The organism is Pseudomonas sp. WSY_20 (assembly GCF_043104335.1).
Lineage (GTDB): Bacteria > Pseudomonadota > Gammaproteobacteria > Pseudomonadales > Pseudomonadaceae > Aquipseudomonas > Aquipseudomonas parafulva_B.
Map to the genome: position 1 here is coordinate 1 of NZ_JBICKP010000050.1, position 15,101 is coordinate 15,101.

At 59.1% G+C, this 15,101-nt stretch carries 9 protein-coding genes and 1 rRNA gene; 4 read left to right on the forward strand and 6 right to left on the reverse strand.

All coding sequences use genetic code 11. The features are described 5' to 3' along the window. The first annotated feature begins 78 nt into the window (after window positions 1-78). A 5S ribosomal RNA gene (gene rrf, locus ACF8E5_RS12850) occupies window positions 79-194 on the forward strand. 105 nt (window positions 195-299) lie between these two features. Here the strand turns inward: rrf and ACF8E5_RS12855 are convergent. The 4 genes from ACF8E5_RS12855 to ACF8E5_RS12870 all read right to left on the reverse strand — a co-directional run bounded on the left by ACF8E5_RS12855 (window position 300) and on the right by ACF8E5_RS12870 (window position 5,147). Then, on the reverse strand, window positions 300-2,714 hold the full coding sequence (locus ACF8E5_RS12855; RefSeq protein WP_328298039.1) for a TonB-dependent siderophore receptor: 2,415 nt from the start codon (window positions 2,712-2,714) through the stop codon (window positions 300-302). Between the two features lie 171 nt (window positions 2,715-2,885). Next, window positions 2,886-3,857, reverse strand: coding sequence for a FecR domain-containing protein (locus ACF8E5_RS12860; protein ID WP_326384436.1), 972 nt, complete (start codon window positions 3,855-3,857; stop codon window positions 2,886-2,888). A gap of 11 nt (window positions 3,858-3,868) precedes the next feature. Beyond that, window positions 3,869-4,366, reverse strand: coding sequence for a sigma-70 family RNA polymerase sigma factor (locus ACF8E5_RS12865; RefSeq protein ID WP_058639853.1), 498 nt, complete (start codon window positions 4,364-4,366; stop codon window positions 3,869-3,871). A 91-nt stretch (window positions 4,367-4,457) separates the two neighbouring features. Next, window positions 4,458-5,147 (reverse strand): GntR family transcriptional regulator, encoded by a 690-nt coding sequence (locus ACF8E5_RS12870; RefSeq protein ID WP_197844934.1) that lies wholly within the window; start codon window positions 5,145-5,147, stop codon window positions 4,458-4,460. A gap of 201 nt (window positions 5,148-5,348) precedes the next feature. Here ACF8E5_RS12870 and lapG point away from each other — a divergent pair, with 201 nt between their 5' ends. Next, on the forward strand, window positions 5,349-6,110 hold the full coding sequence (gene lapG / locus ACF8E5_RS12875; protein WP_178102757.1) for a cysteine protease LapG: 762 nt from the start codon (window positions 5,349-5,351) through the stop codon (window positions 6,108-6,110). A gap of 10 nt (window positions 6,111-6,120) precedes the next feature. Next, window positions 6,121-8,079 (forward strand): cyclic di-GMP receptor LapD, encoded by a 1,959-nt coding sequence (lapD, locus tag ACF8E5_RS12880; protein WP_100850568.1) that lies wholly within the window; start codon window positions 6,121-6,123, stop codon window positions 8,077-8,079. A 43-nt stretch (window positions 8,080-8,122) separates the two neighbouring features. Here lapD and ACF8E5_RS12885 read toward each other — a convergent pair whose 3' ends face one another. Together ACF8E5_RS12885 and ACF8E5_RS12890 are read right to left on the reverse strand one after the other, a co-directional pair. Further along, complete coding sequence (locus tag ACF8E5_RS12885) at window positions 8,123-9,499, reverse strand: HlyD family type I secretion periplasmic adaptor subunit (RefSeq protein ID WP_023535148.1); 1,377 nt, start codon at window positions 9,497-9,499, stop codon at window positions 8,123-8,125. Continuing rightward, window positions 9,489-11,645 (reverse strand): type I secretion system permease/ATPase, encoded by a 2,157-nt coding sequence (locus ACF8E5_RS12890; RefSeq protein ID WP_028687928.1) that lies wholly within the window; start codon window positions 11,643-11,645, stop codon window positions 9,489-9,491. Before ACF8E5_RS12890 ends, ACF8E5_RS12885 begins: the two co-directional genes overlap by 11 nt. 943 nt (window positions 11,646-12,588) lie before the next feature. Here ACF8E5_RS12890 and ACF8E5_RS12895 point away from each other — a divergent pair. After that, the coding region (locus ACF8E5_RS12895) for a retention module-containing protein (protein WP_392475375.1) at window positions 12,589-15,101 on the forward strand (2,513 nt) is incomplete at its 3' end.

The following is a 15,101-nucleotide window of genomic DNA, read 5'->3' on the forward strand; positions in this document are numbered from 1 at the left end:
GCAGGTAGGGGTTTTGTCTTTAAGTAGGAACTACAGAGATTCGCAGGCACGTCGACGACGGGCCAGCACACAGAATTTCTTGACGACCATAGAGCATTGGAACCACCTGATCCCATCCCGAACTCAGCAGTGAAACGATGCATCGCCGATGGTAGTGTGGGGTTTCCCCATGTGAGAGTAGGTCATCGTCAAGATTCAAACAAAAAGCCCCTGTCTGCGTTGCAGACAGGGGCTTTTTCTTTCCGGGTTAAACACCCCACATAGCTAGCTTCTGATAAGCGGCTGTCCCGCTGTGCGCTTCAGAACTGGTAGCTCACTGTGGCGCTGACATTGCGCTCTTCGCCCATATAGCAGTAATTCAAGCTGGCACACGAGGTGATGTAGCGCTGATTGGTCAGGTTGTTGGCATTCAGGCGGACATCCAAGCCCTTCAAACCCAGCTTACCCAGGTCATAGCCCAACGAGGCATCAACCAATGTGTAGGAAGGCACCTTGCGGCTGTTCTCTGCATCGGCCCAGCTATGCCCCACATACCTCACACCACCGCCCAATTTAAGCCCATCGAGCGCGCCTTGCCGGAAGTTGTAGTCGGCCCACAGCGAGACCATTTGCTCCGGGGCCTGGGTGGGCGAATTGCCTTTGTTGTCCAGACCGCTGGATACCAGGCTAGGCATCGACTTCGAGTACTCGATGTCGGTGTAGGTATAGCCACCCAGCAGTTTCAGATTATCAGTAACCTGCACATGCGCTTCGAGCTCCAACCCTTGTGAACGCACTTGACCAACAGGCCTGTAGAAGTCTTCGTCAGGTTGTTTGGAAGCCAGGTTCTCCTGCTCGATACGGAACACCGAGGCGGTATACAGGTTGTCGCTACCAGGTGGCTGATACTTGATGCCGGCTTCCCACTGTGTGCCCTCGGTAGGAGCGAGCGGTTTTCCGTCTTGATCGGACACGGTATTCGGGTTGAAGGACTCGGAATAGCTCACATACGGCGCCAGGCCATTCTCGAAGAGATAGAGCACCCCAGCGCGAGTCGTGAAGTTGGACCGCTTGTCACTGACCCTGGTATCGTTATCGCGATTGTCCTCTGATACCTTGACCCAGTCCTGGCGCAGGCCCAGTGAGAAGCGCCATTGATCCAGCTCCACCAGATCCTGCAGATAGACCCCCGTCTGTTGCAACCGGCGTTGGTATCGGTTTTCACCAAGCACCTGCAGGTTGCCGTTACCATACTGCGGGTTAGCCGCATCCAGGGGGTCTACAGTGCCATAGCGCCACGAGACATCGGCTTTGCGACGCTGGTAATCCGTGCCCAGCAGCAGGGTGTGCTTGGCGATGCCGGTGAAGAATTCAGCCTGGACCATGTTGTCGATGATGTAGGAGTGCAGCCGCTCATCACCCCCGGTGTAGGCTCGGTTCAGTACGGTACTGTCGGCATCTGCCCAACCTGCCGAGTACACCTGGTCCATCGACACGTCCGAGTCCTGGTAGCGGAAGTTCTGCCGCGCGGTAAATACATCGTTGAAGCGATGCTCGAACTGGTAACTGAACGACTGCTGGGTGCGCTCGTAATTATCGATGCCCGGCTCCCCTTCGAAGAAGTGATCCGACAGGCGTACCCCATTACGCTTACTCAGCATTCCGTCTGCAGGGTTGCCACCGTGATAGCCCCCGTTTGGATCATGCTGCAGGTAGGCTTGCAGGGTCAGCGATGTGTCTTCGCTGAAGTCGATGCTAAGCGACGGGGCGATGGCGTAGCGTTCTTCCTTGTTGTGATCGAACTGCGTATCCGAAGCGTCTGCCAAACCGGTCAGACGGTAGGCAATACGCTTGTCTGCATCCAATGGGCCGCTGGTGTCGAAGCCCAGCCCGCGCTGACCTTGCGTGCCGACCGATGCTTGAACTTGATGAAAAGCGGTGAACACGGGTTTCTTGGTGGTCAGTGCGACCAATCCACCCGGAGAGCTACGGCCATACAGGACCGAAGAGGGCCCTTTCAAGACATCGATCCGCTCCAGGAAATAGGGGTCGACCTGCATCGTGCTGTAGGTGCCGTTGTCCCCCATGGACTTGAGGCCGTCTACATAGATGTTATCCACCGAGCCATCGTTGAAGCCTCGCATGGCCACGTAGTCATACCGGTGCGTCGCACCATAGGGGTTGGTCATCACGCCTGGGGTATAGCGCATGGCCTGTGCGACGGTTTGAGAGCCTTGGTCGTCGATCTGTTGCCGGGTTACCACCGAAACCGATTGAGACGTCTCGACCAATGCCAGGCTGCTTTTAGTGGCGACCTGGCTATGGGTGGCGTTATAACCCTCCATGCTCCCCAAGGCATTGCCAAGGGTGAAGCCTCGAATATCCGTATCGGGTAACGCCAGCGCTGCCTCCGCTGGCTGGGCCTGTACGATGAAGGTCCGGTTTCCTTGGTTCGCTGCTGTCAGACCGCTTCCAGCCAGCAGAACCCCCAGCGCCTGCTCAGCTGAGTACTGTCCATGAAGGCCTTTGGACTGCAATCCTTGAGTGAGTGCCGGTGTACTGGAAAGCGTGATGCCCGCTTGACGGGCAAATTGATTGAGCACTTCATCCAGGGGGCCAGGCGCAATGGCATAGGTCGAGCTGACCTGCGAGGCATCAGCGGCGAGTGTCATGCCAGGCACCATGGCCAATCCAAGCGCCGTCCCCAGCAAGGCAGCGCGGATGGCATTGCTCAGCAAATCTGAGTGCAAGACAGGTCGAAAATCATTCGCGCCAAAGGCGTACAGTTTTACCCGGTTGGTTGACATGAAGGCGTCCGTAAAGTGTGCAGGAGATTCTTCTCACTGATCTAGCCGGATGCGCGGCCAAAACCCGACACATTAGAATCAGGCCTTGTTGATCAAAGACTAGGCATGGTCCAGCGCCTCCACGCGCACCCACCATCGCGTCAACTGACGGACTTGAACGGGAAGCGTGGTAGGCAGCAATTGCAGCAGTTGCTCTGGATCCTGAAGGCGAAATACCCCGGACAAGCGAAGCTCAGCAATGTCGTCGCTGCAGGTGAGATAACCCCGGCGATAACGGCTGATCTGCGTCAGGAAATCCCTGAGCAGCATGTTCTTGCCGACGATAAGGCCTTCGGTCCAGGCCATCGCGTCAATCCCTGAAGGCGCCACGTGCTCGGCACCAGTGGCGGTGACGCGCCATTCTCCACCTGGCTCTAGCCATTGGATCAGGCCGGTGCCCTGCCTGCGGGTGAATACCCGCCCCTCGCTGACGACCACCCGCAGGCAATCGTCCTCCACACGCCCCACGAAGCGCCCCCCGACGGTTTGCAACGATGCGGTACTGGTGCGCAGCGTGACTGGCGCTTGTCCAGGACCTGCCTGTCGACAGTCCAGCATGACCTCCCCACGCTTGAGGTTGATCGCCAATTGCTGCCTGGTGAAGGCCACGTCCACGGCACTGCGGGTGTTGAGTTGTAATCGAGAGCCGTCGGGTAATGTCACGTGTCTGCGCTCGCCCGTGGCTGTCGCGTAGTCGGATGACCAGGCCTGCACCACACTCAAGTCCTTGCTCAGCCATGCAGCCGATCCGAACAGGGCAACGGTGCCCAGCAGCTTCAACGCCTGCCGCCGCTCAAGGCGGCGATGACTGGCCTCCAGTGTCTGCAGTGCAACCCCCGCAGCGGGCACGTGGCGCAGGTCCAAGTCCTGGTCCAGGTGCAGGACGCGCTGCCAGGCCAGCTCATGGGCCGCAGCCTCGGCCCGCCACTGCGCGATGCGTTCGTTTAGAGCCGGGTCTTCGCTGTGGCGAAGTTTCAGCATCCACTGGATTGCCTGTCTGACTGTCTTGGCGTCTGGATGAGGGCTAGGCATAAACGGTGACATTACGCTTCATAGCGCAGCAGGTAGCAATGATAAAGCGCGTCGGCAATGTAGCGCTCCACCGTTCTCACCGATACGCCCATCTGCTGTGCAATTTCCTGATAGCGCAAGCCTTCACATTGGGCTAGCAAGAAAGCAGTGCGCACCTTTGGCTTGAGGCCATCGAGCATTTTGGCGATACGTTCTAGTAGCTCCAGTAACAGCTCGCGGGTCTCAACATCGGGGGTGTTAGCCTCAGGCACCAGCGCCAGCGCTTCCAGATAGGCTTTATGCAGTTCCTCTCGACGCCAATGGTCGATGATCAACCCGCGCGCCACCGTGCGCAGAAACGCCCTGGGCTGCTGTATCTGCAGATGCTCGCGGCGTTGCAACAGCCGCATGAAAGTATCCTGAGCTACGTCAGCAGCGTCGGCCGCATTGCCAAGCCTGTGGCGCAGCCAGGTGTGCAGCCAGCCATGATGAGCGCTGTAGAGGTTTTGCACGAGATCGTTGCTAGGCATGTGACACAGCTGTCGGGGCTTAAATGATAATTAGTCTCATTGTTTCGCCCGGCGCGAGATTTTGCAACCTACCTGTCGATACCCACACCATTCAGTAGGGTCGCTGGCTGTCCAAATACCTTCGAATGGTCACAGCTGCGCTGTTGAGGTGATGCTCCAATACCGCAATCGCATCGTTCACACGTTTGGCACTGGCAGCATCGACCAAGGCTGTGTGATCGTCCTGGGTGAGCTTGCCCAGGCCCATCGACGAAAGATGAAAGCGCAGAAACCGCTCCTCCTGCATCAATTCGGCATCGATCAAGCGCAGCAGTTTCTGGTTTGCTGCTTTGCTATACAGCACCATGTGAAGCTCACGATTAAGGCGAGCGATCTCGGCATGTCGCGTCTCGTTTTCCAGTTGCTGGATACGACTGCGGGCCTTGGCGATGTCCTGAGCCGTCAGAAACGGAATGGATTGGCGCAACGCCTCGCTCTCGAGCAGAACACGCAAGTCGTAGGCATCTGCCGCATCCTCGCCGATCAGCGGCGCGACGACTGCGCCCTTGTGAAGCTCCACGTTCAACAGTGACTGCGCCTCCAGTTGACGCAACGCCTCACGCACGGGCATACGGCTGACGCCATAAAGTGTCGCCAATTCCTGTTGTCTGATTGCCGTTCCGGGAGGCAAACGACCCTCGAGAATGGCACTGCGCACGCGTTCTTCAATAACGCCGCGGGCCAGATGTGGCAGCAACTGTTCACTGTTCAACACGCTGCTCAGTTTGATTTTGTCGGCCACGCAACGCCTGCCTTAAACGATTACCAAAGTTGGATCCAATGACACAAGTATAGCTGTATGACGTGTCAAATGCCGGCTTCTACAGAGCCATGCCCCAGGGCGCGGCTATGGTGGATGAAGTTGCTCTGCAAAGGAAGTGACATGACCCGCGCGGCAAGCGTTGATGCGGCGGACGCCGACCGGGAGGCCGATGATCGCGATGTGCCATTGTCTTTTGCGGTGTCAGGCCGCACCATCGCTTCTTTCGACTGGCCTGGACAGGGCTTGGCAGTGGCGATCACCCCGATGCTCAAAACCGTGCTGCACCGAGTTGCCCTGGCTGCGCTGCTGGGTGGCCTGCTGCTGGGCGGTTTGCATGCCGACTGGGATTTCGCCCAGATCAGTCGCAAGTCGCAAGCGCTGTACGGGCCCTTGGGGGAGGGCAAAGCGCGGATCGATGCCTGGCAAAACCTCATGGCCACCCAGAAGCAGGGGACAGAGCTTGAGCGTCTGCAGGTGGTCAACCGGTTCTTTAACCAACAATTGCGCTACGTCGAGGATATCGATCTATGGCACGAGGTCGATTACTGGGCAACGCCGGTCCAAGCACTGATAAAAGGGGCTGGCGATTGCGAGGATTACGCTATCGCCAAGTACTTCAGCCTCAGGCGCATGGGCATCCCCAGCGAGAAATTGCGGATCACATACGTCAAGGCCTTGCGACAGAACCGGGCACACATGGTACTGACTTATTATTCAACGCCCCAGGCGCAGCCGTTGGTGCTCGACAGCCTGATGGACGCGATCAAGCCAGCCAGCCAGCGTCCCGACCTGTTGCCCGTCTATGCCTTCAACGGTGAAGGCCTATGGCTGACAGGCGCCGGTGGCAACAAGAAAGTGGGCGACACCAAGCGCTTGTCGCGCTGGCAGGACCTATTGAAAAAAATGCAGGCCGAAGGCTTCCCGGCCGAGCCGGTTTACTGAAGGAGCACAGATGTCACTGTTCAAACAATTGCTGTTGGCTATTTGCCTGTTCCTGGTAGTGGCGTTCACCGGCAGTTTCATGGTCAGCCTGGAGAGTTCGCGAAGCCAGTATGTCAACCAGCTGCGCTCGCATGCACAGGATGCAGCCACTGCGCTGGCCCTGTCGCTTACGCCCAATATCGATGACCCTGCCATGGTCGAGCTGATGGTGAGTTCGATCTTCGACAGTGGCTACTACGCCAGTATCAAGGTGGTGGACCTGGCTTCCAATACGGTGCTCGTCGAACGCCATGCCGAACCCGACCCTGGGGGCGTACCCCGTTGGTTCGTTCACCTGATCGGCTTGGAAGCTGCCGGCGGTGATGCGTTGGTCAGCCGTGGCTGGCAGCAGGCGGCACGCGTCGAGGTCATCAGCCACCCCATGTTCGCCATTGCCAAGCTCTGGCAAAGCGCGCTGGGCAGCCTGGGCTGGCTACTGCTCTGTGGTGCTGCCAGCGCTATCCTGGGCGCGTTGCTGCTGCGCCGGCAGCTCAAGCCGCTGGATTACATGGTCGAACAGTCCCATGCCATCGCCAGGCGTGAATTCCTGAGCCTGCCTGAACTGCCCCGCACGCCCGAGCTCAGGCGCGTTGTCCAGGCCATGAACCAGATGGTGGAAAAGCTCAAGGCACTGTTCACCGAGCAGGCCGAGCGCAGCGAGCGGTTACGCGCCGAGTCCTACCAAGACACCTTGACCGGCCTGTCCAACCGTCGCTATTTCGAAATGCAGCTCAATGCTCGGGTCAGCAACCTTGAGGAAGCACGGGCAGGCTACCTGTTGTTGCTTCGGGTTCAAGGCCTGGCGGGCCTCAACGCGCGTCTAGGTGGCCAGCGCACGGATCAGTTGCTGCAGGCGGTTGGTGAGCAATTGCGCCGCGCCTGCGCGAGCTTCCCGGAAACCAACGACCTGATTTCCCGCAGCCGTGGTGGGGAATTCGCCGTGCTGGCACCTGGTATGGTGCATGAAGAAGCCATACAGCTGGCCCAGGCGCTCGAGGCCACGCTGCAGAGCCTGCATGAGACGGGCGCTACCGATATTCAACCGGTGGCCTGCATCGGCTTGGCCCCCTTCAGCCCGGGCGACGCTCCCCCAGCCCTACTCAAACTGGCTGATGAGGCCCTGGCACGCGCGGAGAACCAGCCAACCCCAGGTTGGGTCTGCCTGGAGCAAGGCGTCGCTGCCGTGGCTGCCGACAGCCAGCACGACTGGCATGAGCGCCTTGACCAGGCCTTCACCAACGGCCACTTCGAGCTGTTCTTCCAGCCGGTGGTCGATTGTGCAACTGCCCAGCATGTGCTGCACCACAAGGTGATATCCCGCCTGAAGGATCGACAAGGCGAGGCGCTGCCAGCCGGTCGATTCCTCCCTTGGCTCGAGCGCTTTGGCTGGATGCCAAGGCTGGACCTTCTAGTGCTGCAGAAGGTGCTGGCGCACATGCGTGGCCACGACCAGGTGCTGGCGCTGAACCTCTCCGCCGCTACCTTGGCGGACGCCCAGGCTCTGCACCGCATTTTCGAACTGCTCAGCCAGAACGTCGCTCTCGGATCGCGTTTGGTGTTCGAAATCGGAGAAGAGCAGCTACCAGACCAGCCGGCGTTGGAGAAACTGACCCGAAGGCTGCATAGCCTTGGCTTCGGCCTGGCACTGCAACGGTTTGGCGGGCGCTTCAGCATGATCGGCAACCTGTCCCACCTTGGGTTGGCCTACCTGAAGATTGATGGCAGCTACATCCGCAACATCGACCATGAGCAGCATAAGCGTTTGTTCATCGAGGCGATCCAGCGTGCCGCACACAGCATCGACCTGCCCCTGGTGGCCGAACGTGTGGAAACCGAAGGCGAGCGCGCAGTGCTCTGCGAAATGGGTGTAGGGGGGATTCAGGGGCAGTTGGTGGGTGAACCTGCCCCTTGGGCGCACCATAAGCGCTGACCAACAGTAATGAGGGCCCGCACGAGACCGTGCGGGCATAGCCTCAGCGTTCGCGCAAGGCCTCGGAGCGGGCTTTCATGATGGGCTTGAGCAGGTAGCTCATGATGGTCTTCTTGCCGGTCATGATATCGACCGTCGCCACCATACCGGGAATGATCAGCAGCGGCTTTTCATCGGTGCCCAGATGGCTGCGGTCGGTACGCAGCTTGATCAGGTAGTACGTGGTCTTCTTGTCTTCGTCGGTGATGGTATCGGCGCCGATCTGCTCGAGCTTGGCCTTGAGTCCCCCGTAGATGGTGTAGTCGTACGCAGTGAACTTGACCGTGGCTTCCTGGCCTGGGTGCAGGAAGGCAATGTCCTTCGGCAGGATCTTGGCCTCGATGACCAGCGTATCGTCCAGCGGCACGACCTCAATGATGTCGCTGCCTGGCTGAATCACGCCGCCGATGGTGTTGACCAGCAACTGCTTGACGATACCCCGTACAGGCGAGGTGACCATGGTGCGGTGGACACGGTCATCCAGCGCCTTGCTGGTAGCGGTCGCCTTGTTCAGTTCGGTCCGGGCTTCGTTCAGTTGGGTGAGCGCCTCGCTTCGGAACTTGCCGCGGGTCTCCTCGATCTTGCTCTGCACTTCTCGAACGGCCGCTTCGGCACGGGGGATGGCCAGCGACGTGGAATCGAGCTGACCACGGTTTTCAACCTCGGCACGACGCAAGCGCAACACTTCCACCTGGGAAATAGCACCCGTCGCGACCAAAGGCTCCGACATGCTGATCTCTTTACGCAGCAGCTCAAGGCTGTTGGCGTACTGCCCGCGCTTGGAGCTGTACTCGCGAAGTTCCTGCTGGCGCTGGACCAGTTGCTGTTGCAGTCCGCCAATCTCGTCCTGAAGCTGCTGGCGCCGACTCTGGTACAACGATTCTTCGCTGGCCGCTTGGCTAGGTGCGGCCTTGCGCAATTCTTCGTCGATTTCAAGCGGCTTGCCGTCAACCTCTGCGCTCAGGCGCTGAACTCGCAGGGCCATGGACAGCCGATCGGCTTCCGTTTCCCCCACGTTGGAGGCGAAGCGAGTCTCATCCAGGCGCAGCAGAGGCTGCCCCACCTCGACGATTTCGCCTTCCTTGGCGAAGATTTCCGCCACGATGCCGCCTTCCAGGTTCTGGATTTTCTGCACCTTGGATGACGGGATGGCCTTGCCTTCACCACGCGTCACCTCATCGATGGGCGCAAAACTGGCCCAGACGATCAGAAATACAAAGAACAGAATGACGCCCCAGATCGTCAGGCGCACCACACGCGGCGCATCTTCGATAAGGGCCTTGTTGACCTCGGGCAGCGGCTGACCGCCCAGCGAGTCACTGCCTTTGAAGTAACGCCGCAGGCCTTCCTTGAGTTGCCCGAAATCCAGCTTATGCGACACTGATCTGCCCCTTCTTCAACGCATCCATGACGGCCGCTTTCGGGCCATCGGCAACGATCTGCCCGCGATCGATCACGATCAGGCGGTCCACGAGTGACAGCAGCGAAGCCCGGTGAGTCACCAGCAGCACCGTCTTGCTTTCCACCACAGCCTGCAAGCGCTGTTTCAAGCGTTCCTCGCCGGTGTTGTCCATGGCGCTCGTGGGTTCGTCGAGCAGCAGGATCTGTGGGTTCAACAGCAAGGCGCGGCCCAAGGCCACGTTCTGACGCTGCCCGCCGGACAGGTTCTGCCCACGTTCGCCTACCTGCAGCTCGTAGCCGTCCGGATGCAGCCGCGCGAATTCATGCACGCCCGCAAGCTCGGCCGCCTGCAAGATCATTTCGTCGTCGATGTAGCGGGCCCCGCTGACCAGATTGTCCCGCAGCGTGCCCGCCAACAGCTGAATGTCCTGGGGCACATAACCAATGTTGTGGCGCAGTTCGCTGACATCGATCTGGCGAATATCCACGCCGTCGACCAGCAATGAGCCGCCATCGGCCTCGTACAGGCCAACGATCAGCTTGGCCAGTGAACTCTTGCCCGACCCGCTGCGCCCGATGATCCCCACCTTTTCGCCAGGGCGGATGGTCAGGTTGATGTTCTTAAGCGCCATGTTCTGCTGGTTAGGGTAGGTGAAGTCCACGCCGCGGAACTCTACGCTGCCCTGCAATACTCTGCGGCTGAGCGGGCGCTCTTCGAAGTTGCGCTCTTGTGGCAGCTCCATCATGTGGTCGGTGGACACCATGGTCACCTTGGCTTGCTGGTAGCGAGCCAGCAGACCATTGAGCTGCCCCAGCGGCCCAAGGGCACGGCCGCTGAGCATGTAGCACGCTACCAGGCCGCCCATGCTCAAGTTGCCGTCGATGATCAGGTAGACACCCACGCAGATCATCGCCACCCCTGCCAGCTGCTGAATGAGCAGGGTAATGTTCATCGCCAGGCTCGACAGGACTTTGACGCGCAACTCCAGCCGGCTGAGGGTACCGAGCGTCTGCTCCCACATGTACTGTCGCTCGCTCTCGGCGTTGTTGACCTTCACCGCGTCCAACCCTGCCAGGGTCTCGATCAGGCTCGACTGGCGCTCCGATGCCAGCGCCATGGTCCGCTCCATGGTCGCCATCAGCGGCCGCTGCAGTGCATAGCCGATGCCCAAGGCCAGCGGGAAGGCAATGATGGGGATCCACACCAGGTGCCCGCCGATGATTGCGATGACGATCAGGATGAGCACCGTGAACGGCAGGTCGATCAGGCTGGTCAGCGTCAACGACGCCAGGAAGTCACGTAATCCCTGGAACTCGTGAATGTTCTGGGCAAAGCTACCTACCCGGGCCGGCCGATACTTCATCGACATGCCCACGATGCGTTCGAACAGTGTCGCCGAAATGATCAGGTCGGTCTTTTTCCCTGCAAGGTCCAGGCATAACCCGCGCAGACCCTTGAGGATCAGGTCGAAGATATAGGCACCTGCGATACCGACCGCCAGCACCCATAGGGTCGAGGTCGCCTGGTTGGGAACGACCCGGTCATACACGTTCATTACGAACAGTGGCGCGGCGAGGGCGATCAGGTTGATCACCAGGCTGGCGGCGATGGCATCGATGTACAGCCACTTGCTGCGCAGCAGCGTATCTCGGAACCAGGATTTGGCCCGCGGGATCAAGTTGCCATGGTTGACGTCGAATTTGTGCTGCGGTTGAGCGAAGAACACTCGCCCGCTGTAGTCGTCCTGAAGCGTCTCGCGGCTGACCTGTACTTCGCCGCCATCGCTTTCGCTCAGCAACAGCCGCGCGGTGTCTTCGTTTTCCCACCCGAGCAACACAGCGCTGCGTCCACCCTTGAGCAACAGGATGGCGGGCATGGCGATGCTTGGGATCTGCTCCAGCTTGCGCTGCAACAGGCGGCCCTGCAGGCCGGCCCTGGCCGCCGCACGGGGCAGCAGCTCGGGGCTCAGGCGCTGGGCGGGCAAAGGCAGGCCCGTGGTAAGCATGACCCGGCTGGCAGGTTTCTGGTGCAGTACACACAAGCTCAGCAGACTATCCAGCAAAGGATCGTCGTGCTGACTACGTGGGTCATGGTTGAGCTGGACTCGACTGACTTCTGATTCCACGCGGCGCTCTCTTCATCCTTGTGGTGGGTGGGGGTGAGCTGGCTGCCGATCATTTAATGGCAGCAAACTCAGGCATTCAGTGGGGCAATGCATGTCGGCGCTCGGTAGGCGTGTAGCGAGCGATGCAGGGTGTCGCCAATGGTCGCCTTGAATTAGGTGGTGAGTAAACAACTGTATCGGTCTCTTTACTACATGACGCTGATCGGCAGACAAACGTTTCATTTCTGAATCACTTCGCCATCCAGGCTTCAGCATGCTGGGAAAAGAGCAGAGAAACGACATGTGTTGGGCCTACCTTTAGCAGCCTAGCTCAATGTCATTTATCAGGCGCTGGTTTGCTGGCGGTCGTGAGGCCCATGTTAGTTAAAATTCATCCCTTGAAGCCCACTTCCTTGGTCGACTCTGGCCGATAATCGCAGGCGCGTGGCGAGTCCTGATTTAGACGATAAGCGCTGTCGGCCGCCGTTTATTCTACGGTGAATCAGCCGGAAAATTTGCAACACCTAGGACATTCTCGGGCATGTAATCGGCAAGGTTTATGCTTACGAGAATGAGGAATGTGGCGTCAATAAACAAAATTGACCTTCTGTTGACGCTGTCGGTCCTACTGAGCCCGACGAACGGTTGAAAAGCATGTGGTTTCTGGCCGCTGTCATCACTTAGACCCGCATGCTCTGTGCCATTGCGCTGTTTTAATGACGCAACGCATTTGCTGTTGATTGGCCCTTGGCTAAGGTAGAAATATCAATGTGACATTACCTTGGTGATTGTTTAGGATGGCCAATATAAGGTCAATAGTTTGGCAGAAATCTAACTTTATTTCGTCATAGACGGAATGTTGACGCAATCAAGCGTCAAGAGATCATCGACATAATTCCTGTTCAGGTGGCTGCGGATGCCGCTCTGGCACAGAAGTACCCCAGCGGGTCACACGGAGAGTCCAATGAGCAGCGTTGTAGCCATCGTCAAAAGTATTGTCGGCCAGGTTATTGCGGTATCCCCTGAAGGCATCAGGCGTGTGCTCATAGAAGGCGATCGACTTCTTGCTGGTGAGCAGGTCCTTACCGGTGCGGGTGGCGCGGTAACGCTGGAGTTGGCAGACGGCCGGTTGCTTGACCTTGGTCGTGATACCCAGTGGAGCGCAGACACGCCTGACAGCAGTACTGACTTGGGCCAGGCCGCTGCCCAGGCAGCGCCGTCGGTCGAGGAATTGCAACAAGCGATCGCTGCAGGCGCTGACCCGACCACCGATCTTGAAGCCACGGCTGCCGGTCCGACCGCTGCGGGTGGCGGTGCAGCAGGTGGCGGCCACAGTTTCGTCATGCTGGAGGAAACGGCCGGCAGCGTTGATCCCACGATTGGCTTCCCTACAGAAGGCCTTGGTTTTGCCGCAGCGGCCGCCCCCGTGGAGGTGGCTGGAACCACTGCTGACAATCGTGTCACCGCGCCGACAACCAGTACTACGGTTGCCACCACCCTTGTGGTCGGGGCCACGCCATCGATCAGCGAAGCGGGTGGCGTCATTGTCTATACCGCTACGGTTGGCCAGGCACCGAGCAGCGACCTTCTCATCACCCTGGCCAATGGCTCTGTGATCGTCATTCCGGCCGGGCAGACCACTGGCAGTGTCAACGTCGTGATCCCGCCGAATGACACGCCCTACATTGATGGTGGGCAAATTTCGACCACGGTCACCGGTACCAGCGGGGGGAGTGGCATTTCAGTAACTCCACCTCAAGGGCCGTTGGTTACTGAAATTACAGATACCATCGATGTCACCACTGCAACGTTGACCGCCACTCCCTCGGTCACCGAAGGCGGCGTGATCACGTACACCGTGACATTGACCAACCCGGCCCAGACTCCAGTAACTGTGACCCTGTCCAACGGCCAGGTCATCACTGTTGAGGCAGGCAAGACCCAGGGCAGCATCGACTTCCAGACCCCGGCGAACGACGTCTACAACAACGGTTCCACCGTTAGCGTGACCATCGACAGCGCCACGGGTGGTAATTTCGAACAGCTGACCCCGAACCCAGCGGCTGCCGTTACTACGATCAATGACTCGATCGACACCACCACTGCCACGCTGACGGCTTCGCCAAGCGTGACCGAAGGTGGCGTGATCACTTACACCGTCACGCTGACCAACCCGGCTCAGACTCCGGTTACCGTGACCCTGTCCAACGGCCAGGTCATCACCGTTGAAGCAGGCAAGACTCAAGGCAGCATCGACTTCCAAACCCCGGCTAACGACGTCTACAACAACGGCTCGACCGTTAGTGTGACCATCGACAGCGCCACGGGCGGCAACTTCGAGCAGCTAACGCCTAACCCGACGCCAGCTGTAACGACGATCAATGATTCGATCGACACGACCACTGCCACGCTGACGGCTTCGCCGAGCGTCACCGAAGGCGGTGTCATTACCTACACCGTTACCCTGACCAACCCGGCTCAGACTCCGGTCATCGTGACCCTGTCCAATGGTCAGGTCATCACCGTTGAAGCAGGCAAGACCCAGGGCAGCATCGATTTCCAGACCCCGGCCAACGACGTCTACAACAACGGTTCCACCGTTAGCGTGACCATCGACAGTGCCACGGGCGGCAACTTCGAACAGCTGACGCCAAACCCGACACCAGCAGTTACCACGATCAATGATTCGATCGACACCACCACTGCCACGCTGACGGCTTCGCCAAGCGTGACCGAAGGTGGCGTGATCACTTACACCGTCACGCTGACCAACCCGGCTCAAACCCCAGTTACCGTGACCCTGTCCAACGGCCAGGTCATCACTGTTGAAGCAGGCAAGACCCAGGGCAGCATCGACTTCCAAACCCCGGCGAACGACGTCTACAACAACGGTTCCACCGTTAGCGTGACCATCGACAGCGCCACGGGCGGCAACTTCGAGCAGCTGACGCCTAACCCGACGCCAGCTGTAACGACGATCAATGATTCGATCGACACCACTACCGCGACCCTGACCGCCTCGCCAAGCGTGACTGAAGGCGGCGTTATCACCTACACCGTGACCCTGACGAACCCGGCTCAGGCCCCGGTGACCGTGACCCTGTCCAACGGTCAGGTCATCACCGTTGAAGCAGGCAAGACCCAGGGCAGCATCGACTTCCAAACTCCGGTGAACGACGTCTATAACAACGGCTCGACCGTTAGTGTGACCATCGACAGCGCTACGGGCGGCAACTTCGAGCAGCTGACGCCGAACCCAGCGGCTGCGGTTACCACGATCAATGATTCAATCGACACTACAACCGCGACCCTGACCGCGAACCCTTCGGTTACTGAGGGCGGTGTCATCACCTACACCGTGACCCTGACCAACCCGGCTCAGACTCCGGTGACCGTGACCCTGTCCAACGGCCAGGTCATCACCGTTGAAGCAGGCAAGACTCAAGGCAGCATCGATTTCCAGACCCCGGCCAACGA

Coding starts and splice junctions, on each gene's coding strand:
- ACF8E5_RS12860 (WP_326384436.1), bottom strand. CDS start 3,857: ATGCCTAGCCCTCATCCAGACGCCAAGACAGTCAGACAGGCAATCCAG.
- ACF8E5_RS12865 (WP_058639853.1), bottom strand. CDS start 4,366: ATGCCTAGCAACGATCTCGTGCAAAACCTCTACAGCGCTCATCATGGC.
- lapD (WP_100850568.1), top strand. CDS start 6,121: ATGTCACTGTTCAAACAATTGCTGTTGGCTATTTGCCTGTTCCTGGTA.